Here is a 22031-nt window from a genome sequence, read left to right on the forward strand (position 1 = left end):
CTCAGAGGTCGATGTGCGCAACCTCGTCACGCAGCACTTATCATTGTGCTCAACACGATCGAGCTATCACCGACTCCCCTGAGCAGAATGCGAGCCACGCGGGTGGACGACACGGACGCGCGCCTCCTGCTCGCTCTCGCCGACGAGCCGCGCGCCACCGTGCTGTCCCTGGCCGACACTGTCGGTCTGTCGCGCAACACCGTCCAGTCACGGCTGTCGCGGTTTGATCAACACGGGGTGCTGGCCAGCTTCGAGCGGCGCATCGAACCAGCGGCGCTTGGCTACCCGCTGAGTGCCTTCATCGTCGCCACGGTCACGCAACAGCTCCTCGACGAGGTGGCGGCGAGTCTCGCCGGCATTCCGGAGGTTCTGGAGGTCTTCGGGCTCAGCGGCGCGAAGGATCTGCTGGTGCGGGTCGCCGCCCGTGACGGCGACGACCTCTACCGGATCGCCGGGCAGATCCTGGCCACCCCAGGCGTGGAAAGAACCGAAACGTCGCTGGTCATGCGGCAGTTGGTGGACTACCGGGTGAGCCCGCTGCTGCGCCGCGAGATCCGTCCGTCGTGACCCCTTGGCGGATCGCCGCGCGGGTCCGGGCACGATCGGTCAGCTGCCGGTCCACCTGGGGGCCCGACGCTCGGCGAAGGCCCGCGGCCCCTCCTTCGCGTCGTCGGTCGTGAAGATCTCCTGCGCGATCCGCGCCTCGTTCCGGTACGCGTCGCCCAGGCCGAGCTTGAGGCCCTCCAGCACGCTGCGCTTCGTCGCCTGGACGGCCAGCGGAGCGTTCTTCGTTATCCGGGCGGCGTAGGCGAACGCGGTGTCCAGCAGCTCGGCCTCGGGGACGACCGCGTTCACGAGACCCATCTGGTGGGCCCGGGTGGCGTCGACCTGGTCGGCGCACAGCAGGAACTCCATCGCGTGGGCGAACGGCACCTGCCGGGGCAGGCGCACGGTCGTGCCGCCCCCGGCGAAGAGCCCGCGCGCCGGTTCGAGCACGCCGAAGGTGGCGTGCTCGCTGGCAATCCGGATGTCGATGCCCCCGAGCATCTCCATCCCGCCCGCGACGCAGGGGCCGTTCACCGCGGCGACGATCGGCTTGTAGATCCTGGTGCCGCGCAGCACCGCGTCGGTGCCGTCGGTCAGGGAGTAGCCGCGGACCGAGTCGACGTCGCCGCTCTTGATCTTCTGGCTGAGCGCGGTGATCTCCGGGACGTAGGTCTTGAGATCGGCGCCCGCCATGAACGCCCGGCCCACCCCGGTGAAGATCGCGACCCAGGCCTCGTCGTCGGCGGCGAAGCGCTTCCAGGTCTCGGCGAGCTGGTGGAAGTGCTCCAGGTCGCAGGCGTTCTTCGCTTCCGGCCTGTCGAGCGTTATCAGCGCGACGTGCGGTGCGCGGGTGCCGACCTCGTAGTGAACGGGCACGAGCCTTCTCCTTCGAGGGTTGCGCGGACGAGGGTTGAGCGGAGATCAGGGGTGAAGATCGTCACCAGCGGGCCTCGTTGCGCTGCCCGTCGGTCGTGACGGTGACCGGCTGCCCGACCAGCTCGCGGGACTCGGCGTCGGCGAGCAGCGCGGGCTCGTGCACGCGAGCGAGGGCCCGACCGCGCGGGGTGTCCAGCACGACCAGACCCCGCTCGGCGCCGCCGTCCCGGGAATGCGCGACCGTGTACGCCAGCACCCGCGCCGGCCCCTCGTAGGAGACGAGCAGACGGCGGGCGGCCTGCTCGGCGTCGACGCCCTGCTGAACGACGTCGTCGTCAGGGGCCTCAGGCCTGGCCGGCGCACAGGTCCACACCGCGGCGACATGCTTCTGAAGGTGCATGCCGACCCCCGTCACCAGCGCCGAGTGTGGTCGCTGCTCGTAGAGGGAGGCCAGGGCGTGCAGGAGGTAACCAGAAGCGGGACCGCCCGCGTAGGGAAGCCCGCCCGTCACCGTCAGGCCGCGGGAGTCGTCGACCTCCAGGCCGAGCGCGTCGCAGCCGAGCCGCAGCGACGACGGGAAGCACGAGTACAGGTCGAAGGCGCCGACCTCCGCCAGCGTCAGCCCGGCCCGGTCGAGCGCCGCCCGGCCGGCGGCCGCCATGGCCGCCGATCGGGCCAGGTCGGGGCGGGCGGCGATGCTCGCCGGGTCCTGCGCGTACGACCAGCCGGCCAGGTAGAGCCGCTGGTCCTCGGGCACGCCGAGCGCGTCGGCGCGGGCCCCGGTCGCCAGCAGCAGCGCCGCGCTCATGTCGACGTCCATGACGGCGACCTCGTTCTTGGTGTACGGCCAGCCGACGTAGCGGTTGTCCGGCGTCGCCGTGCCGACGGTCGCCGCGTCGAGGACGCGTGGGCGCCAGGCATGCGGGTTCGCCGCCGCGACCGGCGTCAGCCCCGCCATCAGCCGTGCGGCCTCGGCCGCGTCGTCGGCGAGCGACGCGCCCCGGGCGGCCCGCCGGGCCGTGTCCCACAACGGGAAGGTCTCCCACGCCTGGAGCACGTCATGCGCGGTCTCGGCCGGATGGGGCGGCGTCCACGGGAAGGGCGAGCGGGGCGTCTCGCGGTGGGACCAGGGCAGCCGCTCCCCCGCCCGTTTGTACGCCCGGACCGTCGCGAGCGCCTCGCCGCCGACGACGAGCGCGAGATCGAGCTCGCCGCGCAGCATCGCGGCAGCGGTGGCGTTGACCAACGTCTGCGGGACGGTTCCGCCGATCCCCGAGTAGACGCGGTGCTTCGGATCGGCGCCCAGCCGCTCGGCGAGCCGGCCGACGGGATCGTCGTAGGGCCAGCTCTGGCAGTAGACGACCTGGATCGACTGCACGTCGGCCAGCGCTCGCGGCAGGCTGGCCGCCGCCTCCCGGGCCCGGGCCTCCCAGCTGTCGAGGGGCTCGGGCGCCGGTGTCTCGCGCACGGTCCGCTGCGCGGCGCCGATCAGGCAGATGCTGGTCATGTCCGGGTCCCCGCGGCGAGTCCCACGGCCGCTCACGCGACGCCGTAGATCGACTGGAGCTCGACGTACTCGTCGAAGGACTCGGGCCCGTACTCGCGGCCGATGCCGCTGGCCTTGAAGCCGCCGAACGGCATGCTGAACTCCGGCCCGTAGCTGTTGATCCCGAAGGTCCCCGTGCGTACCCGCCGGCCGATGCTCAGGCCGTGGGCCCGGTGCTTCGTCCAGACGGACCCACCGAGGCCGTAGGGGGAGTCGTTCGCGATCCTGACGGCGTCGTCCTCGTCCTCATAGGGGATCACGACGACCACCGGTCCGAAGATCTCCTCGCGGGCGATCCGCATGTCGTTCGTGACATCGCGGAACACCGTCGGCCGCACGTACTGGCCGCGCGGATCGCCCGTCTCGCCGGGGCCGCCGGCCGCCGCGACCGCGCCTTCGGCCAGCCCGATCTCCAGGTAGGACGCGACCCGCTCCCGCTGGCGGGCCGAGACGAGCGGTCCGACGTACGTGTCGGCCAGGGCCGGGTCGCCCACCGCCAGCGCCGAGGCCATCGCCGCGAACGCCGCGCAGAACTCGTCGTAACGCGACCGGGGCGCGAGCACCCGGGTCTGCGCGACGCAGGCCTGGCCGTTGTTCAGGAAGGAGGCGAAGCGCAGGCCGTCGATCGTCCGGTCGAAGTCCGCGTCCTCGCAGACGATCGCGGCGGACTTGCCGCCGAGCTCGAGGCTGCACCGGGCCAGCCGCTCGGCGCACGCCTTCCCGATCCGCGCCCCGACGGCCGCGCTGCCGGTGAAGGAGACCTTGTCGACGCCGGGATGCTCGCTCAGCCGGCGACCGGCCTCCGCGCCGCCCGTGATCACGCTCACCACCCCGGGTGGCAGGTCGGCCTCGGCGAGCATCGTCGCCAGGAGCATGGCGTCCAGGGGCGTCTCGGGAGCCGGCTTCACGACCGCCGTGCAGCCGGCGAGCAGCGCGGGCATCAGCTTCGCGAGGATCGTCACCTGCGGCACGTTCCACGGCGTGATGATCCCCACGACCCCGGCCGGCGCGCGCCGCAGCAGGTTGCGCCCCCTGGGCCGCTCCCAGTCGTAGTGCTCGGCGAAGGCGAGCGTCTCCCCCATCAGGTACCAGGGCCCGAGCCCGTGTGCCTGCTCGGAGAACCACGCCGGCGAGCCCATCTCGCCGGTCACCAGCGCGGCCATCTCCGCGGTCCGCGCGCCATAGCGCTCGACGAAGGGCCGCAGCGCCGCGACCCGCTCGGCCGGCGACAGCCACGGCCACGGGCCCTCGTCGAACGCCCGCCGGGCGGCGGCCACGGCCACGTCGACGTCCTCGGCGGCGGCGTTCGGCGCCCGGCCGACGGCGGCGCCGTCGTGCGGTGAGTGAACCTCGACGGCGGCGTCCGTCCGCGGTTCCACCCAGGCGCCGTCGACAAAGAAGCGCTCGTACTCGTACACGGCTTCACCCTTCTGGGGCGGTCGGAGGGCGGGACGCGGCTGGGTCCCGTCGGCGGGCGTGGCCATCAGCCGCCCCGCTCGGCGACGAGCGCGGACCTACTGATCTTCGTCGCGGCGCTGCGCGGCAGCTCGGCGACGAACTCCACCGACTTCGGCGCCTTGTACGACGCCAGCCGTGCCTTCACGAACGCGATGCACTCCTGCTCCGAGGGCCCGGCGGTGCCCGGCCGGCGCTCGACGATCGCGTGTACCCGCCGGCCCCAGTCGGGGTCGGACAGCCCGACGACGACGACGTCGGCGATATCCGGGTGCTCGGACAGCGCGCCCTCGACCTCGGCGGGAAAGACGTTCGCGCCACCGGTGATGATCATGTCTACCCGGCGGTCCGCCAGATAGAGGTAGCCCTCCTCGTCGAGGTGCCCCATGTCGCCGGCGGTGCCGAAACCGTCCGGCGTGGTCGGCAGAAGCGGCGCTCCCCCGAGGTAGTCGTACGCCCCGGTGGCGGGCGACCGCAGGTAGACGTCGCCGTATACCCCGGCCGGCACCGGATTCTGGTACTCGTCGAGAATCCTGAGCTCGGTGCCGCGGAATCCCCGCCCGACGCTTCCGGGATGGGTGAGCCATTCGTCGCCACGAATCGCCACCAGCCCGAGCTGCTCCGTCATGCCGTAGGCCATGATGACCTTCTCCGGCGCCAGCAGGTCGAACCACCGGCGCAGCAGCGCGGGCGGCATCATCGCGGCCCCCTGCAGGATCCATTCGACGCGGGACAGATCTCGGCCGTCGATGCCGGGAACGGCGGCCAGGCGCTGCAGCATTGTCGGTGTCGCCGTGAAGGTGGTGACGCCCTCCCGCTCGATCGCGTCGATGGCCGCGACGGCGTCGAACTTCTCCAGGATGACCAGACGGTCACCGCCGAGCAGCGAGTTGAGGGTCATGAAACCGTTGGTGTGATACATCGGCGCGGGCACGAGAACGACCTGCGGATGCGTCACCGGGCCGCCGAAGTTCTCGGCGAACGGCGTCGAGAGCTCCGCGGTCCACCGGCCCGGCCGGGTGTTGACGATGACCTTGGGCGTGCCGGTGGAGCCGCTGCTGCAGATGCCGAACGAGTGCTGCGGGGTGACCGCGGGCAGCGGGTCGGCCGGGAACGTCGCGGCCTCGGCCCGCAGGGCTGGCGCGGTTCCCTCGTCGATCACCACCCGGGCGGCGACGACCGCGAGGACCCGCTCTCGCTCCCAGGCGGGCAGGTCCCAGCGCACCGGAACGGGCACGGCGCCCACCTTCCAGGCACCGAGCGCTCCGAGTACCAGCTCGACCGAGTTGTGGACGAGCAGCGCCACCCGGTCCCCGGCCGCGAGCCCGCGGGCCGCCAGCGCCCGGCCCCACCGGTTCGCGCCGTCCTCCACCTGCTGGCGGTCGAGCGCCTCGCGACCCCCGTCCTGGCGCACGACCACCACGGACAGCCGGTCCGGGTCGGCCGCGGCGAGGTCGCTCAGCCGCTGGCCGATCGGGACTCCCACGGTCACCGTCATGGCCGGGCCCCCGCCGTGGCGGCCGCTCCCGGCGGGCGTAACGGCGCGGGGGCGAGCGGGCCGGACTCGACGGCGCGCAGGTCGATCCGCGGCACGACGACCCGGGGGTCGAGCCCGTCGAGGTAGCCGACCGCCGCGGCCACGTCACTGGCCTGGATGGCGTGCATCTCGAAGGTCACCCCCGCCAGCATCGCGGTCTCGACCGGCGCGGGAACGATCACGTTGACGTGGATGCCGTCCCGGACGACCTCGCCGCGCAGGGCGTCGGCGAAGGCGTTCACGGCGCCCTTGGACGCCGAGTAGGCGGACCGGCCCTTCATGCCCTGGTCGCCGGCGGAGGACGAGATCAGGACGATGCGCCCGCGGACCGGCATGATCGGCAGGACACCCTGCACGGCCACGAAGGTCGAGCGCAGGTTGGCGCGGATCACCGCGTCGAACTGCTCGATCCGTTCCTTCCGGACGAACGTCCCCCGAAGGACGCCGGCCGAGTGGACGAGCAGGTCCACCTGTTCGCACGCGGCCACCACCCGCGCGAACTCGTCGGGTTCCGCGCAGTCGGCCGCCACGAACCGGCAGCCGATCTCGCGGGCCGCCTCGGCCAGCGGCTCGGCGCGGCGCGCGGTCAGCACCACGTCGTAGCCGCGCTCCTGAAGGACCAGCCCGCACGCCCGACCGATGCCGCCGCTCCCGCCGGTGACGATCGCTGTTCGCGTCGCCACCGCGTCAGGCCCGGACGTCGACGACCACGCGGCCGGAGATCTCGCCGGCCAGAATCTGCTTGCCGAGCTTCACGATGTCGCTGAGCGGCTCGACCTGGGTGACGCGGTCGAGCAGGCTGACCGGCAGATCGCTGGCCAGCCGCGACCAGGCGGCGTCGCGCAGGTCCGGCGGGCACATCACCGAGTCGATGCCGAGCAGGCTCACGCCCCGCAGGATGAACGGCAGGACGGTGGCGGGCAGGTCGTTGCCGCCCGCCAGCCCGCAGGCCGCGACGGCACCGCCGTACCGGATGGACGCCAGCACGCTCGCGAGCGTCTGGCTGCCGACCGTGTCGATCGCCCCCACCCAGCGTTCCTTGCCGAGCGGCCGCCCGGGCGTGGCCAGCTCGGCCCGGTCGATGATCTCGGTCGCGCCGAGCTCGCGCAGCAGCGGATGCGCGGCCGGGGAGCCGGTCGAGGCCGTGACCTCGTAGCCGAGCGAGGCCAGCACGGCCACCGCCAGCGTGCCCACTCCCCCGCTCGCCCCGGTGACCAGGACCGGGCCCGCGCCAGGCCGCAGACCGGCCCCCTCCAGCGCCATCACGCACAGCATTGACGTCAGGCCCGCCGTCCCGATGGCCATGGTCTGCCGCAGCGACAGGCCCTCGGGCCGCGCGGTGACCATCGAGGCCGGCACGCGCTGACGCTGGGTGTAGCCTCCCGGCCTGGTCTCGGACAGGCCCCACCCGGTGACGAGGACCTCGTCACCGACCCGCACGGCCGGGTTCTCCGACGCCGCGACCGTGCCTGCGAGGTCGGCGCCGCAGGTCATCGGCAGCTTCCGCGCGATCCGCCCCGATCCGGTCACCGCCAGGCCGTCCTTGTAGTTCAGCGACGACCAGCGCACGTCGATCGTGACGTCGCCGTCGGGCAGATCGTCCGCGGCCAGGTCCACCAGGGACGCCGGCGGGACGTCGGTCAACACCACTGCACGCACCATGCGGATTCCTTCACAATGTCAGGTCGGCCGGCGATCTACGCCGAAGATGTCTTTCTTCCGGCCCATTTACGGCGCGAGCACGCCGGGCAGGGTCTGGAAACCACGGACGAGCGTGGACTGAACTTTCGTCGGTGTTCCCGTGACGAATTCCGGGAACCGGGCCAGCAGTTCCTCCAGCACGACGCGGGCCTCCAGCCGGGCCAGCGACGCGCCGAGACAGAGGTGCTCACCGAAACCAAAGGAGATGTTGGGGCCGGCGGCGCGCGCGACGTCGAAACGGTCGGCGGTGGGTCCGAAAACCAGCTCGTCGCGATTACCCGACGCGTAGAGAAGGACCAGGAAGTCGCCGGCGGCGATCTCCTGCCCGTGCAGCGTCACGTCCTCGGTCGCGGTCCGGCCGAAAGCCTGGATGGGCGTCGTCCAGCGCAGGCACTCCTCGACGGCGGCCGGAATCCGGTCCGGTTCGCGCACGAGCGCGGCCCGCTGCTCGGGATGCGCGGCCAGCGCGGCCAGCGTTCCCGAGAGCAGGTGGCGCGTGGTCTCGTTGCCGGCGACGAGCAGGGTGAGGCCGAACATCCTCACCTGCTCATGGGACAGTGGTTCGCCCTGGTACTGGGCCTGCCACAGTCGGGAGACCAGGTCGTCGCGGGGCTCGGAACGGCGCTGGTCGGCGAGGCGCATGAGGTAGGTGAGCAGCTCCCCGGACTCGGCGTAGACCTCCGCCGTCGGGTGGTCGATCACCTCGATCACCGCGTCGGACCACCGGCGGAACGTCGCGAGATCGGCGGCGTCGATGCCGAGCAGCTCGGCGATGACCCGCACCGGAATGGGCGCCGCGATCTCACCCACGAGGTCGATCTCACGCCTGGGGTCGGCCGCTTCCAGCACCTCCCGCGTGATAGCCCGAATCCGTTCCTCCAGCCGGCCCACCGCCCGTGGCGTGAACTGGCGGTTCGCGACGCCTCGGTACCTGCTGTGGTGCGGCGGGTCGATATGGAGCAGCGACGTCTCGTCATTGACGGCGCCGTGGACACGGATCGGGTCATTGACGAGCACACCACGGCCGGAGCAGAAACGGTGCGGCTCCCGGCTGATCATTCGGATGTCCTCGTAACGCGTCACCGCCCAGAGACCGTCCGGCGTGCGCGCGACCGGTGCCTCGCGGCGGAGCCTGGCCAGGATCTCGAAATAGTCGGGACGCTCGAAAAGGCCGGGGACCGTAAGCATCGGCCCCGGGGCCGTGACAGGTGTCATGGGTCCTCGCTCCCTGGTCGGACGAATTCTTACAGTGCTCAAGTCGGGGCGTCAAGCGCCGCCGGAGGCCCTGCGGCCCGTCGTGCTAGGTGGTTCGGAGCTGTTCCCTGGTGCCGGCCAGCAGCAGGTCCAGGCCGGTCTCGAAGGCGTCGGCGGCCCCTGTGCCGGCCTGGTCGGGCTCGGCCGCGGCGGCGACGGAGTCGGCGCTGGGCCGGGCTTCGAAGATCAGCCGGCCGAACAGGTAGATCGTGAAGACCTCACCGAACGCGTCCGACTCGGCCCGCCCGAAGCCAGCCTGACGCAGCGCGCGCCGCAGCTCGGAGGACAGCCGGCGCATGTTCGGCGTCTCGGACGTCCGGCTCAGCAGCAGCGCCGCCACGCCCGGGTAGCGGGCCAGCTCCGAGCGCGCGGAGATGAACATCTCGCGCACCCGCTTCTCCCACGGCTCCTCGGAGTCGGGCACCCGCACGTCGGCCAGGACCGCGTCCGCGACCAGGTCGAACAGGACCGTCTTGCTCGGCACGTGGTAGTAGCTGGCCATCGAGGACAGGCCGAGCTCGGCGGCGAGACCGCGCATGGTCAGCTTGTCGGCGCCCTCGCGGGCGACCAGGCGGAGCGCCGCCGTGACGATCTCCCGCTCGCTGAGGTCGGTGCGCCGGCGGCTGCGTACCGGCCTCGCAGTGGCGGCACCGCCGTCGGACCCGTTGCTCATGACGCCACCAATCGTAGGGCAGCAGCCGCGCCGGCCGGCCGAGCGCCCAGCCGGCGGATGCGCGCGTCAGGAGACCGGGAGCTGAACGGTCACCACACCCTTGGCCTGTACCGCGGCGTCCTGGTCGCGGGCCACGACCTCGATGCTGGCGACGTGAACCCGCCGGCGTTCCTCGCGGACCTCTGTGACGGTACCGGACAGGAAGGTCGCGTCCCCGGTGAGCACGGGGCTGCGATACCTGAGGTCGGCATGGTAGATGCTCCCCCATTCGCCCGCCCAGGCCGCGACGAAGTCGAGCAGCCACGCGCCGACCGACGCGCCGTAGCCGTAGCCGCGCGGCATCCCGATCCGCCGTGCCCAGGTCGGCTGCAGATGGCCACGGGAAGGCCCGTAGTACGCGCCGTCGGTCTTCTCCGGATTGGTCCGCTCCAGGTCGCGGTCCCCTTCGTGGCCGGCCATGTCCTTCGTGTACCCGAGGTCCTCGCCGCGCACAGACGTCGGGCCCTTGGCCATCGCGCCCCACGTGGTCATCGGGTACGCCCGCCACTCGGTCGCGAAGCTCGCCAGGCTGTGCGGGCCCAGCACGTTGGGCGGCAGCCGGTCGCCGACCGTGACGCTGGACAGCAGGCGCTTGTCGTGGCCGAGCGCCTGGAGCTGGTCGATGAACCCCTGCTTGGTCTCGTCCAGCTCGGCCAGCTGCCGCTCGGTCCATTCGGGCTCGCCGCCGCCGGCGTCGTAGAGCTTCTTCTCGGCGGCCGCGCGGACCTTGTAGCGAATCGCGGTCGACCGTTGGAGCGCGATCCGTTCGCCGCGCTGGTTGAGGTAGAGCGTGTCGCCGCGCTGGAAACACGTCGGGCCGGCGAACGCCGTCTGCCGCACCTTGAAGTCGAAGGGCTGCCGGTGACACAGAATCCTGTCGCCGGGACGGATGCGGCCCTCGAAGAACCACCACTCGTCGCCGCCGAAGACCAGATGCGAGTCATGGATCCGTCCCACCTGGGCGGGCGCGCAGCCATGGCTGGTATCGGTCGCGACCGTGAAGGACTGGGGGGCGACGAAGCCGCCGAACCGGCTCTGCGCGGCCCACGACTCGTCGTAGTGCAGCGGGTTCGGGTAGTGCATCGCCTGGACCCACCGGCGGATGTCGTTGACGGCGATCGGCTCGCGCAGCTGTCCCGGCATGATCGGCACACCCATGTGGCGCGCCAGATCGGAAACGTCCAGCTCGTCATTCGTCTCCTGGCCCACGGCCATTCAACCCACTCTCTTTCCTAGTGATCATTCCGCCTCGGGCCTCGTCGCCGGCGCCGGCCAGGCGGGGCCCGACGAGCCGGCGAAGGTCGTCGTCGCGCACTTTCGTCCCGCTCCTGGTCAGCGGTATCTCGCCCGCGCCGAAGACCAGAATCCGTTTCGGGACCTTGTAGGAGGCGATTCTGGAGCGAAGGAAGGCGCGGACCGACTCGGCGTCGGCTCCCTCCGTCAGCTCGACGCACAGCACGGCGACCTGCCCGAGCCGCTCGTCGGGCATTCCCAGCACCCGGGCGAGTCGGACGTCCGGGCAGGCCCGCAGCGCCACCTCGATCTCGGCGGGTGACACGTTCGCGCCACCGGTCCTGATCATCTCGGTGCGGCGGCCGGTCCAGTGCAGTTCGCCGTCGTCGTCGAGGTGCCCGAGGTCGCCGGTGTGCAGCCAGCCTTCGGCGTCGAAGCTTTCGGCCGGGTCCTTGCCCAGGTAGCCCTTCATCAGGGTCTCGCCGCGGACGAGCAGCTCGCCTTCCGCGCAGCGCTCGACCACCCGCCCGCTGCCCGGGTCGATCACCTTGATCTCGGCGCCCGGGACGATCCCGCCCAGGCTCCGCCGCATCGCCTCACGGCCGGCGTCACTGGGGTGCGCCGAGATGAAGGCGCACGTCTCGGACATCCCCCAGCCGACCGGCATCTGCCAGTTCGGGTCGCCGTGGACGGTCGGGTGACGGGAGAACACCGACTTGCCGAAGACCTGCCGTAACGACGACAGGTCGGTCGTCCACCAGGCCGAATGCTCTTCGAGGGCTCGCGCCTGGTGCGGCAGCGTGTACGGCTCGGTCACGCGCTCACGCTCCATGAGGCGAAGCGCGTGCTCGGGATCGAAGCCCTCCTGCATCACCCAGCAGCCACCCGCGGCCAGCGTGGCTCCCATCGCGGTGTTCATGCCGGCCGTCCAGAACAGCGGCAGGGCGGTCCACATCCGGGTGGCCGGCGTGCGGCCGAACAGCCGCGCCTGAACCCAGAACTGGACGGTCGGCGCTCGCTGCGTGTGCAGCACCCCCTTGGGCCGCGCCGTCGTCCCCGAGCTGAAGATGACCAGGCCGTCGGAGTCGGGGGTCAGCTCCGCCTGGATGTCGTCGAGGAGCGCGTCGGGCACCTCGGTTCCTTCGTCCAGGAAGGAGTCCCAGTCCCGCCCGACGGCGGCGACCCGACAGGGCGCCCGGTCGAGGTCGGCCGCGAAGTCCCGGTTGCCCATCCGGGTCTGCGCGAGGAGCACAGCCGGGTCGGCCAGCTCCAGCAGTGTCGCCAGCTCCGGCCCGGTGGAGAAGGTCGACAGCGGAACGACGACGGCTCCTGCGATCGCCGCGCCGAAGAACGCCGCGACGGCCTGTGGCCGGTTCGCCATGAGAATCGCGACGCGGTCCCCGGGGCGAACCTTGCTCGCGATCAACGAGCGGGCCACGGCGCGACTGCGGGTGAGAAGCTCGCCGTAGCTCCACCGGACGGTCTGACCACCGATCAGCGGGTCGTCGAAGACGAGCGCCTCGCGATACCGGTGCTCGGCGCAGACCTGCGCGATGAATGCCGCCAGCGTCGTCGATCGCACGTAGTCGACCGACGACAGCGGCGGTCCCGCGGCTATGGCCTCCATTTTCCTGTCACCTCCCGCTGGTCTCGGCTCGCCGGCCTGGCTGCGCTCGTGGCCATCAGCCGTTGAACTTCTCGATCCGACGCAGGACGTCGGCCACGAGCGGGTTGTCGTCCTCGGTCGGGCCCGGGTACGCGGTCCCGGCCTTCGCCGCCAGCCGCGCCTGCCGCTGGTTGACGCAGGCCGACCGAACCAGCGCGAAGATCTCGTGCCAGGCGAAATGGCGCAGCTCCCGGCCGAGCAGGCTCTGGTAGCTGTCGACGACCGCGTCGTGGTCGAGGAAACCGGGCACCGAGCGACGGGTCCAGCGAGACAGCAGCGAGTCGAGGGCGAGATTCCAGGCCAGGTCCATCTCGGCCGGGCCGATCGTCGCCAGGTCGAAGTCCAGCACGGCGACGATCCGCCGGTCGTCGTCGCACATCACGTTTCCGTAGCGGGCGTCACCCCAGAGCAGCGAGCGCGGCGGGTCGTCGCTCGGCGCCGTGGCCAGGCACCAGTCGACCGCCTCGACGAGTCCGGCCGGCGGCCTGTCGTCGGTGTCCCACCGCGTGTAGTCCGCCCACCACTGGACGTCCTGCCGAAGCGAGGCCCCGGCGCCGCGCACGATCTTCTCCAGGCCGCTGGCGGCCCAGTCCACGGTGTGCAGCCGAGCGAGCTGCCGGAGGAAGTCCCGCTGCAGCCGGGCCTGCTGCTCGGCGCTCGCCGCCATGACGAACTCGTCCATCGTGATGATCTCGCCGGGCACCCGCCCCCGGACGCGCTCCATCAGCAGGAAGGGCGAGCCGAGCCACGCCGGGTCCTCCTCGACCGCGAGCACGGCCGGCGCCGGGAGCCCGTGCCCGGCGACGACCCGCTGGACCTCCGCCTGCACGCGCAGGTCGTAGGAGGGGAACGCCGGCAGCAGCGGCGGCAGCCGCAGGACCGCCTCGAGACGGTGGGGCCGCGCGTCCTGCGTCCAGGTCGCGGTCACGAGCAACGTCTCGTTGGAGTGGCCGATGGAGGGCCGGTGCCACTCGGTGAGCGCGAAGTCGCCGCCCCCGGGGTGGCGGGCCGCCAGCCAGGCCAGCACGCCGGACCTGACCACCGCGTCGTCGCGGATGTTCCCGGCTACCATCGGTCGGCCCGTCCGCCCGACGCGGGTCGCCGGGGCCCGCCCAGAGGCCGGTTCACGGCCGTCACTGCAGCACCGACTCTCACCGCAGCACCGACAGCCCGCCGCGGCCCGCCGCCGCCATCGCGTGCGTGAGCGAGCTGTAGCTCTCCACCATTCCGAAGCTGACCTCTCCGTCGCATTCGAACCGGGCGTGGAACTGGTCGAGCCCACCGACCCGGACCCGCGTCCCCGGATCGTTCGCGTCGTAGGACTCGCCCCCGACGACGAGGCTCCGGCCGTCGCCGACCTTCATTCCCTGCCAGATGTCGCCGTCCGGGGTGCCGCCGTTCGGCCCGCCGTACATGCCGCAGCGCAGGAACGCGATCTGGTTGCCCAGACGCTCGAACGTCATCGTCCGGACCGAGCCGTCCTTGTGGACGAGGTCGAACTCGCCGCCGACGAGCTGGTCGGTCTCCGGCTCGAAGCGCAGGCGGTAACGCCGGTCCTGCAACAGCCCGCTGCCCCGCTTCGGGTCCCCCAGGTTGCGCAGCAGATGGTCGACCCAGACCGACCAGCCGGGGAACTCGACGAAGACGCTCGGGACGGGATGGGTGAAGCCCTGGTAGAGCGCCGGCCCGCCGACGCCGTCGCGGGTTCCCCAGTGGTGGTCCCGCGTGCCGAGATGGCTGGTCGGCGTCACCTCGAAACGTTCGCCGTCGACCTCGACCCAGCCCTCCTGGTGGCCGAAGCCGTCATAGCCGGCGACGCCGCTGAAGGGCCGGCTGCCCACGATCGCCCCCGCGCCGAGGTTGCGGAAGATCGGGCGCTTGGTGTCGAACCAGCTGAGGTCGAACCGCACGCCCTGGTCGTTCTCGCCGAGCGTCAGCCGCCATTCCCGGAACGGCGCGACCACCTCGAGGGCGATCGGGCCGACCGCGAGCGTCGTGCGGTCCGGCCCGAGCGGGCGGTGCGCCCGCACGGTGATGTGCCGACCGCGCAGGTTGACGATCGCGAACGCCTCCGCGGTGCCGAGGTTGGGGTAGAAGGCGACGCCGCAGACGACCAGCAGCTCGCCGACGCGGTCGTGGCAGGTGAACCAGACCCGCTCGTAGGCCTGGAGGTCCGGCGTCCACATGACGGCCACCGGCGTCGGGTGGTTGTGAATGAGGTACTCGTCGAGCCCGGTCAGGGGGAAGTGCTCCGTGCTGGCGTCGACGGCCAGCGGCCTGGGCGCCTCGGTCTCCTCGGTCACGCGACTGCTCCCATCGGGCGGGCCGCGTCGGGCACGAGGACGCTTCGGATCGACTCGCCGGCCTGCATCGCGTCGAAAGCCGCGTTCACGTCCGCCAACGGCAGGCGGCGGGTGACCGTGGCGGCGATGTCCAACCGCCCGGTCTCCACCAGTGACACGAGCAGGGGAAAGTCACGGCGGACCTGGCTCGACCCGTAGAAGCAGCCCACCAGCCGTTTCTCCCGCGCGTACAGCGCGGACGCCGGGAACGTCACGGTCTCGTCCTGGCGGGGCATGCCGACGATGACCGCCGTTCCCCCCGCGCGGACGACGTCATAGGCGGCCAGGATCGTCGCGGGCAGGCCCACCACGTCGAAGGCATAGTCGACGCCGCGTCCCGCGGTCAGGTCGTTCACCGTGGCCTGCGGCCCGTCGAGGCCCGGGTCTATCGCGTCGGTGGCACCCAGAGCCAGCGCCTTCTCCCGTTTGAAGGCGACCGGATCCACGGCGATGATCCGGCTCGCGCCGGCGATGCGCGCCCCCTGGACGACGAACTGCCCGACCCCGCCGCAGCCGATCACCGCCACGGTGGACCCGGGCCTGACCCGGGCCGTGTTCAGAGCGGCACCGACGCCGGTCGCCACACCGCAGCCGATCAGCGCCAGCTGCTCCGCCGGCAGGTCCGTGTCGACCTTGACGAGCGACCACTCGTGCACCGCCATCTCCTCAGCGAAGGCCCCCAGACCGCTCATCGCCAGCGTCAGGGCGCCGTCGGGCCGCCGCCACCGCCGGGCGACGGACACGCCGAAGGCGCGCCGGCAGAACTGGCCGCGACCGCGGACACAGTTCCAGCACTCCCCGCACAGCGGCACGAAACTGGCGATGACCCGGTCACCGGGTCGGACCCTGGTCACCTGGTCACCGGTCTCGAGCACGGTTCCGGCCGCCTCGTGGCCGAGCACGGCCGGCGGGGGGAACGGCAGGCCTCCGGTGAGGATCGTCAGGTCCGAGTGGCACACGCCGCTCGCGTCGACCCGGACCGCGACATCGTGCGGCCCGAGCGGATCCCGCTCCAGGTCCTCGAGGACCAGAGGTTCGTCGTAGGCGGTCATCACAGCGGCGCGCATCCAGCTGACTCCTTCACCACACGTGGGGCACGGACGTAGGACCCCTGACGCGGGCCGGGGCGATGACGCCCGGGGCCGCGACACAGTCATCTTTACACTGCTCAAATCGGCGTTCAAGGAAAGCGCCCAGGCGCGGGAGCGACGATCCAGCTCCTGGTGACCAGGCCACCGCGCCGGCCCCGACCAGGCCGCGACCTGGGGAGCCGGCCGCCTCACACGGCCGCGGCCGGCCTACGTCGCCCGCGGCCGCGCCGTCCGGGCCCCGTCCTCACGTTCGGGGGCGGACGCGAAGAGAGGTGGCAGCGCCGCGCGTAGCGGCTTGCCCATGGCATTGCGGGGCAGCGCGTCGAGCACCAGGACACGCTCGGGGACCTTGTAGCGCGCGAGGCTGGCCCGGCAGTGGGCGACACACGTCTCCTCGTCCGTCGCGCCGGGCTGGGTCACCTCGACGACGGCGACGACCCGCTGGCCCAGCCGCGGGTCGGGCAGCCCCAACGCGACGGCCTCGCGGACCCCGTCGACCTGCGCGAGGACCCGCTCGACCTCGGCCGGGTAGATGTTCGCCCCTCCTCGCATGATGAGCAGTTTCAGCCGGTCGTGGATGGACAGCCAGCCGTCACCGTCCACCCGGCCGATATCGCCGGTACGGAGCTCCGAGCCCTGGAAGGAGACCAGCCCGTCGCTGGTCCACTCGCCCAGCATCGGCGTGTAGGCGCCCTGCCACGGCCCTGCGTGCGCGGCCCGGACGAGGACCTCGCCCAGCTCCCCGGTGGGTACGGGTGCGCCCTCGTCGTCGACGACCCGCACGTCCAGGTGTGGCAGCGGGACACCACTGGCTCCGGCGATGTGCCGCCCCGGCGGGTCGATCGTCACGACCGTCGGCGCCTCGGTGAGCCCGTAGGTCGCGCACACCGGCACACCGAACCGGTCGCGGAACGCGGCTCGCAGCTCCTCGGGGCAGTTGGCGCCGCCGGACCACACCTCCGTCAATGACGCCAGCCGCTCGGGAGTGATCTCAGGGTCGTGGAGCAGGCTGTGCAGCAAGGCCGGGACACCGTTCCAGACCGTGACGGACTCACGCTCGATCCACGCCGCGACGCCGCGAGCGTCGCGACGGTCGGTCAGCACGCAGCAGCCGCCCGCGGCCGAGGTCAGCAGCGTCGTCAGGACGACGAGGTTGAGAATGGTCAGCGGCAGGCAGTCGCCCTTGCGCAGGCTCTCGTCGTAGCCGCGGTCGGCGGCGAGCGCCGCCGCGGGCAGCAGCAGGTTTCGCTGGGAGTGCACGACGCCTCGCGGGAGACCGGTCGTGCCGCTGGTGAAGGCGATCGCCGCCGGCAGATCCGGGTCCGGCGCCGGCCGGCGTGGCTCCCCGGCATGCGCGCGCAGGCCGGCGGCCCAGTCGCCCGACGGGTCCGCCGGGTCGACGAGCAGTGGGGACGGCCGTCCGGGGGCCCTGGCCGTCGTGCGCGGCTCGCGCTCGGCGGCGTAGCCGGCCGGGTCGACCAGGACGAGCGCGGGACGGGCGACGGCCAGCAGCGCGTCCTTCTCCGGCCGGGCGAGCGCGCGGCCGAGGCCCACCCAGACCGCGCCGAGCCGCGCCACCGCGTGGAACGCGACCACGATGTCGAGATCGTTCGGCAGCGCGGCGGCGACCCGGTCACCCGGCCGGACCCCGCGCTCGGCCAGGAACCCGGCGGCCGCGTCGGCCGCCGCGTCGAGGCCCGCATAGGTCAACATCCCGCTCGGCCCCACCACCGCGGGCCTGTCAGGGGCATCGGCGAGCACCGCGTCGAGGGCCTCCGCGACGGTGCGCGCGCGGGTCACGCCCACCGCGCTCCCCGGCGCGCGCCCGGCAGCCTCGGCTCCCGTTCGCCACCGGCGCGGTGGCCGTAACGGCACTCCCGCGGCTCCAACTCCGACAGTGCGTGAGACATCGTGACCTGCCTTCACCGGATCGAACGGCCAGGGGGCCGGCGCCGCGACGGCAGCCCCCGGCGCCCTGCCGGGTCGGCGACCACGGCCCAGTCGTTGTGTAGTACCTCGGTCACAGCCCACCGGCCGGGTGGCTGACCGGCCCGCGACGGCGGGCCCTTGACCAATTTGAGCATTGTAAAGTATCCATGGGGCCGAGGGGAGGCGCACCACGGAAGACCGCGCTGGCCGTGGGACCAGCCTCACCCGAGCGAGCTCGACTGCGTCGCCGTGAGGAGGCCCGACCGGGTACCCGCGGACTCAGCAGCACGAAGCAACGAGGGAGATGGCCGTGAGGATCATTCGCCGATTACCTGGGCGGGCCCCTGTCGCGGCGGTCGCCGTCGCCCTCGTCGGGCTCTCCACGGTGCTGACCGCCTGCGGATCGTCCGCGCCGGCAGCCAGCGCCTGTCCCCTGCCGGCGCCCGGCGTGACAGCCGACTCCATCAAGGTCGGGTACATCTATCCAGACACCGGGCCCACCGAGATCGCCTCCACGTTCAAGTCGGCCCGCAGCGGCGTCGAGGCCCGCATCGACCTGCAGAACGCGCACGGCGGCGTCAACGGCCGGCGGATCGACCTGGTGTGGCGAGACGACCAGTCCGACGAGCAGGCCTTCTCCGGCGCCGCGCATGGGCTGGTCGACACGGAGAAGGTCTTCGGCCTCATCACCACGTCGACGGCCCTGGACCAGTCCGCCGGTTGGCTGGCGAAGGAGAACGTCCCGGTCACCGGAACCGCTTCGAGCGCCATCTGGAGCGACTACCCCAACCTCTTCCACGCCGGCAACCTGTACAACGGCGGAGGCACCTCCGTGTTCGGCGACTTCGTCAGGGCGGAGGGCGGCACGAAGGCGCTGGTCATCGTCGACCCGAACGCCGCCGCCTCACAGAGCCTCGCCGCGCAGCTCACGCCCAGCCTGCGAAGCCGCGGCATCCAGGTCGTCGGCGAGGTGACGTACACCGACGGCGTCACCAATGCGGGGCGGGTCGCCGACCAGCTGCGGAGGTCCGGCGCGGACACCCTCGTCAGCGCCGCCCAGCTGGAGCCCTTCCTGGCCGTGTACTCCGCGGCGAGGGCTCTCGGCGTCAGGTTCAACGTCGCGCTGAACCTGACGGGCTACAGCCCCGACCTGCTCGCCCAGCGCGGCGCCGACATGGCCGGCATGTCCATTCCCTCCAGCATCGGCGCCCCGGGCACGCCCGCCATGAGCACCTACCAGGCCGCGATGAGCGACTACGCCCCCGAGGCCAAGGACCCGGCGGACGAACTCGCCATCGGCGGCTACGTCGTCGCCGACGAGATGATCAATGGCCTGGAGCTCGCCGGCGCGTGCCCCAGCCGCGAGGAGTTCATCCGGAATCTTCGCAACGTCACCGACTTCACGGCCGGCGGCCTGATCTCCCCGCTCGACCTGAGCCACCCCAAACAGCCCACCCTTTGCCAGACCTTCATCGACGTCGACAAGACCGGCACCAAGTTCGTCTCCGTGCCGCCACCCACCGCGCTCAACCACGATGGCTACTGGTGCGGCACGTCACTCCACTGAAACGGATGACGGAGCGCGGCCGTGGGCGGGTCATCGCCCGGTCCCGCCCACTCTTCCCACCGCGGGAATCCGGCTCACTGCCCACTACCCTCGCCGACCTTCAGCCAGCTCGGAGCCCAGTACACGGCGTCGCGCGACAGCGGCCTTCCATCGCCCTTCCACCTGGTCCGTGTCAATGTGAGAGGTCAAACGAATGATCCGACAATGGTCCGGCACGGTCATTTTAGCGAGCGCACTACTGATGGTTGCCGCCTGCGGGAGCTCAGGCTCCTCGGCGGGCGGCACAGGCGGGTCGTCCGCGTCGGCGAGCCCGGCCCGGACCTACACCATCGGCGTCCTCGCGGACGTGACCGGTGTGGGCGCCTCGACGAACAAGGCCGTCGTCGACGGGGTGAAGGCCGGGGTCGTGCTGGCCAGGCGGCAGGGATACACCGTCAAGACGGTGGTCGCCGACACGGGCTCGTCGCCCGCGGGCGCGCTGTCGGGCGCGCAGAGCCTGGTGCGGCAGAGTCACGTGGACGGGGTCGTCGAGGCCACGGTGTTCTCCTTCGCCGCGTCTCCGTACCTCAAGTCGAACAACGTGCCGGTCTTCGGGCAGGCCACCTCCCCCGAATGGGCGACGAACACGAACATGTTCTCGGTCTCCGGAGAGCTTTACGCCGAACAGGCGAACACGGCGTTCGGCGCGTTCATGAAGATGCAGGGCGTTACCCGGGTGGGCCTGCTGGCCTACGGAGTCGTCCCGAACTCCGCTCAGACGGTGAAGGCATACGCCACCTCGGCGAAGGCCGCGGGACTGGATGTCGCCTTCCAGGACACCCAGCTCCCGCTCGGGACCAGCGGGGTACAACCGGCCGTCCTGGCCATGAAGGATGCGAAGGTCGAAGGGGTGACCGCGTTCGTCGAGGCGGACACCGGGTTTGCCATCATCAAGAACGCCCGACAGGCCGGGCTCGACCTCAAGGTCCCATATCTGCTGACCGGCTACGGCGGCGACCTGCTGGACAGCGGGCCGGGCGCGTTGCAGGTCGCGCAGAACGTCTACTTCGCCACGACGATGCAGCCGGTGGAGATGAACACCGCCGCCACCAGACAGTTCGTCGCCGATCTGCGCACGGCCGGCCTGTCCGCCCATCCCTCGTACGGCGAGTACACGGGCTACGCCGCGCTAGCCATGTTCGCTGACGCGCTGAAGGCCTCCGGCGGAGACGCCACGCCCGCCCGCCTCATCGCCGGCCTGAACACCCTCCATGCGTTCGACGCCGCCGGGCTCCTCGGGCAGAAGATCGACCTCGGGCAGCGCGGGCCGACCTCGAAGGGCGTGGACAACTGCGTCTTCGTCGTGAAGCTGGTCGGGAAGGCCTTTCAACTCGTCAAGGGCGCCGAGCCGATCTGCGGGAAACCGGTCGGTTGATCTGCCGCGCGATCCCGACGTCCGGGATCGCCGGTCTCACCTCGTCTGACGGAGCCCGGCCAGCTGGCGCAGACCGGGCCGATCACGGGACACCTGGTGTCCCGTGATCGGCCCGCTACCTCGGCGCGCGAGGCCCGCCGAGTAGATCTCGGGTCGCTGAGGGACCTCGTCCACGAGGTCCCGGCTGCTCACGAGATCGACGTCGACCATGCGGGCACCAGGTTCGTCGCCGCCCGCCGCCCGCCGCCCGCCGCGCTCGATCACGACGGCTACTGGTGCGGCGTGGCACGCCCCTAAATCCGTCGTTCGGCTCAGCTGTCCCGGAGAACGTCGAGGACGCGGTCCGCGAAGGCCGGGTGGCAGATGAGGACGTCGGGAAGATAGGGACTGGGCTGGTTGTAGAGCAGCGGGCTCCCGTCGAGGCGCGAGACGTGCAGGCCGGCCGCGGCGGCTACCGCCACGGGCGCGCAGGAGTCCCATTCGTACTGCCCGCCGGAGTGCGCGTAGACGTCGGCCTCACCGCGGACGACGGCCATCGCCTTCGCACCGGCCGAGCCCATGGGGACCAGCTGGGCGTCCAGGTGCCGGACGAGGTGCTCCACACAGGCCGGTGGCCGGCTGCGCGAGACGGTCAGCCGGATCGGCCCCTGCCCGCTGGGCGGAAGCACCGGGGGCGCGCCCGTGTGCAGGACGCGAGCGGCGGCGGGCAGGGCCACGGCGCCCACCGCGGGCCGGCCTCGGATCGCCAGCGCGACGTGGACCGCCCAGTCCGTCCGCGGTGGCTCGCCGTACTCGCGGGTCCCGTCGAGCGGATCGACGATCCAGACCCGTTCGCGGCCGAGGCGCGCGAGGTCGTCGGCACTCTCCTCGGACAGGACGGCGTCGTCGGGGCGGGCCATCGCCAGCAGGCGCAGCAGCAGGTCGTTCGACTGGCGGTCGCCTTCCCTGCCACCCTGCGCGCGGATGTCGAGCAGCAGGGTGCCGGCTCGGACCGCGAGCCAGGCAGCCAGTGTGTGGTCATCGACGGCGGACAGGAGGCGCCCGCCGGCGAGGAGGTCGTGTTCCGGGCCGGGTGGTGTCATCGCTGGGGCCTCGCGCTCGGGACGATGGGCTCGCGGCCGCGGAGTCGGGCCCGCGAGAGTTGTGTGATCACGATCAGAGC

General features: G+C 72.0%; 19 protein-coding genes. 4 read left to right on the forward strand and 15 right to left on the reverse strand.

Features of this window, described 5'->3' with window-relative positions:
• The first annotated feature begins 87 nt into the window (after window positions 1-87).
• Window positions 88-567, forward strand: a complete 480-nt coding sequence (locus tag I6A60_RS18230; RefSeq protein ID WP_238435702.1) for an Lrp/AsnC family transcriptional regulator — start codon at window positions 88-90, stop codon at window positions 565-567.
• A 39-nt stretch (window positions 568-606) separates the two neighbouring features.
• Here I6A60_RS18230 and I6A60_RS18235 read toward each other — a convergent pair whose 3' ends face one another.
• From I6A60_RS18235 to I6A60_RS18300, 14 genes are all read right to left on the reverse strand, one after another.
• On the reverse strand, window positions 607-1422 hold the full coding sequence (locus tag I6A60_RS18235) for an enoyl-CoA hydratase-related protein (protein WP_203012129.1): 816 nt from the start codon (window positions 1420-1422) through the stop codon (window positions 607-609).
• Between the two features lie 61 nt (window positions 1423-1483).
• A complete protein-coding gene (locus I6A60_RS18240) occupies window positions 1484-2929 on the reverse strand; it encodes an acetyl-CoA synthetase (protein ID WP_203012128.1) in 1446 nt (481 codons plus the stop codon).
• Between the two features lie 32 nt (window positions 2930-2961).
• The gene (locus I6A60_RS18245) at window positions 2962-4386 is read right to left on the reverse strand and encodes an aldehyde dehydrogenase (RefSeq protein ID WP_307873744.1); all 1425 of its coding nucleotides are present in this window, start codon (window positions 4384-4386) and stop codon (window positions 2962-2964) included.
• Between the two features lie 65 nt (window positions 4387-4451).
• A complete protein-coding gene (locus I6A60_RS18250; protein ID WP_203012126.1) occupies window positions 4452-5921 on the reverse strand; it encodes a class I adenylate-forming enzyme family protein in 1470 nt (489 codons plus the stop codon).
• Window positions 5918-6643 carry an SDR family oxidoreductase gene (locus tag I6A60_RS18255; RefSeq protein WP_203012125.1) on the reverse strand — a complete coding sequence of 242 codons (726 nt, stop codon included), beginning with the start codon at window positions 6641-6643 and terminating at the stop codon, window positions 5918-5920. The genes I6A60_RS18250 and I6A60_RS18255 overlap by 4 nt, the downstream gene beginning before the upstream one ends.
• 4 nt (window positions 6644-6647) lie before the next feature.
• The gene (locus I6A60_RS18260) at window positions 6648-7622 is read right to left on the reverse strand and encodes an MDR family oxidoreductase (protein WP_203012124.1); all 975 of its coding nucleotides are present in this window, start codon (window positions 7620-7622) and stop codon (window positions 6648-6650) included.
• 66 nt (window positions 7623-7688) lie between these two features.
• Window positions 7689-8876, reverse strand: a complete 1188-nt coding sequence (locus tag I6A60_RS18265) for a cytochrome P450 (protein ID WP_203012123.1) — start codon at window positions 8874-8876, stop codon at window positions 7689-7691.
• Between the two features lie 85 nt (window positions 8877-8961).
• Window positions 8962-9588 (reverse strand): TetR/AcrR family transcriptional regulator, encoded by a 627-nt coding sequence (locus I6A60_RS18270; protein WP_203012122.1) that lies wholly within the window; start codon window positions 9586-9588, stop codon window positions 8962-8964.
• 66 nt (window positions 9589-9654) lie between these two features.
• On the reverse strand, window positions 9655-10842 hold the full coding sequence (locus I6A60_RS18275; protein WP_203012121.1) for a MaoC family dehydratase N-terminal domain-containing protein: 1188 nt from the start codon (window positions 10840-10842) through the stop codon (window positions 9655-9657).
• Window positions 10817-12487, reverse strand: a complete 1671-nt coding sequence (locus I6A60_RS18280; protein WP_238435703.1) for a class I adenylate-forming enzyme family protein — start codon at window positions 12485-12487, stop codon at window positions 10817-10819. Before I6A60_RS18280 ends, I6A60_RS18275 begins: the two co-directional genes overlap by 26 nt.
• A gap of 55 nt (window positions 12488-12542) precedes the next feature.
• Entirely contained in the window at window positions 12543-13598 is a 1056-nt protein-coding gene (locus tag I6A60_RS18285) for a phosphotransferase family protein (protein ID WP_203012120.1), read from the reverse strand.
• 79 nt (window positions 13599-13677) lie between these two features.
• Window positions 13678-14829 (reverse strand): hypothetical protein, encoded by a 1152-nt coding sequence (locus I6A60_RS18290; protein ID WP_203012119.1) that lies wholly within the window; start codon window positions 14827-14829, stop codon window positions 13678-13680.
• Window positions 14826-15935 carry a Zn-dependent alcohol dehydrogenase gene (locus I6A60_RS18295; protein WP_203012118.1) on the reverse strand — a complete coding sequence of 370 codons (1110 nt, stop codon included), beginning with the start codon at window positions 15933-15935 and terminating at the stop codon, window positions 14826-14828. The genes I6A60_RS18290 and I6A60_RS18295 overlap by 4 nt, the downstream gene beginning before the upstream one ends.
• Window positions 15936-16166: 231 nt before the next feature.
• Window positions 16167-17759: an AMP-binding protein gene (locus I6A60_RS18300; protein WP_307873745.1), complete on the reverse strand. Its 1593-nt coding sequence runs from the start codon at window positions 17757-17759 to the stop codon at window positions 16167-16169.
• Window positions 17760-18198: 439 nt separating this feature from the next.
• Here I6A60_RS18300 and I6A60_RS18305 point away from each other — a divergent pair, with 439 nt between their 5' ends.
• From I6A60_RS18305 to I6A60_RS18315, 3 genes are all read left to right on the forward strand, one after another.
• Window positions 18199-19455, forward strand: coding sequence for an ABC transporter substrate-binding protein (locus tag I6A60_RS18305; RefSeq protein ID WP_203012117.1), 1257 nt, complete (start codon window positions 18199-18201; stop codon window positions 19453-19455).
• A gap of 193 nt (window positions 19456-19648) precedes the next feature.
• Window positions 19649-20869, forward strand: coding sequence for an ABC transporter substrate-binding protein (locus I6A60_RS18310; RefSeq protein WP_203012116.1), 1221 nt, complete (start codon window positions 19649-19651; stop codon window positions 20867-20869).
• A gap of 96 nt (window positions 20870-20965) precedes the next feature.
• Window positions 20966-21166: a hypothetical protein gene (locus I6A60_RS18315; protein WP_203024298.1), complete on the forward strand. Its 201-nt coding sequence runs from the start codon at window positions 20966-20968 to the stop codon at window positions 21164-21166.
• A 14-nt stretch (window positions 21167-21180) separates the two neighbouring features.
• On the opposite strand, the gene I6A60_RS18320 is transcribed toward I6A60_RS18315, so the two are convergent.
• Entirely contained in the window at window positions 21181-21951 is a 771-nt protein-coding gene (locus I6A60_RS18320; RefSeq protein ID WP_203024300.1) for a 3'(2'),5'-bisphosphate nucleotidase CysQ, read from the reverse strand.
• Between the last annotated feature and the right edge of the window lie 80 nt (window positions 21952-22031).

Origin of the sequence: Frankia sp. AgB1.9 (genome assembly GCF_016786355.1) — a bacterium.
Classification (GTDB): domain Bacteria; phylum Actinomycetota; class Actinomycetes; order Frankiales; family Frankiaceae; genus Pseudofrankia.

Bases quoted from the DNA above. Each gene is read 5' to 3' on its own strand.
- I6A60_RS18230 (WP_238435702.1), top strand. From the start codon at position 88: ATGCGAGCCACGCGGGTGGACGACACGGACGCGCGCCTCCTGCTCGCT.
- I6A60_RS18240 (WP_203012128.1), bottom strand. From the start codon at position 2,929: ATGACCAGCATCTGCCTGATCGGCGCCGCGCAGCGGACCGTGCGCGAG.
- I6A60_RS18250 (WP_203012126.1), bottom strand. From the start codon at position 5,921: ATGACGGTGACCGTGGGAGTCCCGATCGGCCAGCGGCTGAGCGACCTC.
- I6A60_RS18260 (WP_203012124.1), bottom strand. From the start codon at position 7,622: ATGGTGCGTGCAGTGGTGTTGACCGACGTCCCGCCGGCGTCCCTGGTG.
- I6A60_RS18265 (WP_203012123.1), bottom strand. From the start codon at position 8,876: ATGACACCTGTCACGGCCCCGGGGCCGATGCTTACGGTCCCCGGCCTT.
- I6A60_RS18270 (WP_203012122.1), bottom strand. From the start codon at position 9,588: ATGAGCAACGGGTCCGACGGCGGTGCCGCCACTGCGAGGCCGGTACGC.
- I6A60_RS18275 (WP_203012121.1), bottom strand. From the start codon at position 10,842: ATGGCCGTGGGCCAGGAGACGAATGACGAGCTGGACGTTTCCGATCTG.
- I6A60_RS18280 (WP_238435703.1), bottom strand. From the start codon at position 12,487: ATGGAGGCCATAGCCGCGGGACCGCCGCTGTCGTCGGTCGACTACGTG.
- I6A60_RS18285 (WP_203012120.1), bottom strand. From the start codon at position 13,598: ATGGTAGCCGGGAACATCCGCGACGACGCGGTGGTCAGGTCCGGCGTG.
- I6A60_RS18295 (WP_203012118.1), bottom strand. From the start codon at position 15,935: ATGCGCGCCGCTGTGATGACCGCCTACGACGAACCTCTGGTCCTCGAG.
- I6A60_RS18310 (WP_203012116.1), top strand. From the start codon at position 19,649: ATGATCCGACAATGGTCCGGCACGGTCATTTTAGCGAGCGCACTACTG.
- I6A60_RS18320 (WP_203024300.1), bottom strand. From the start codon at position 21,951: ATGACACCACCCGGCCCGGAACACGACCTCCTCGCCGGCGGGCGCCTC.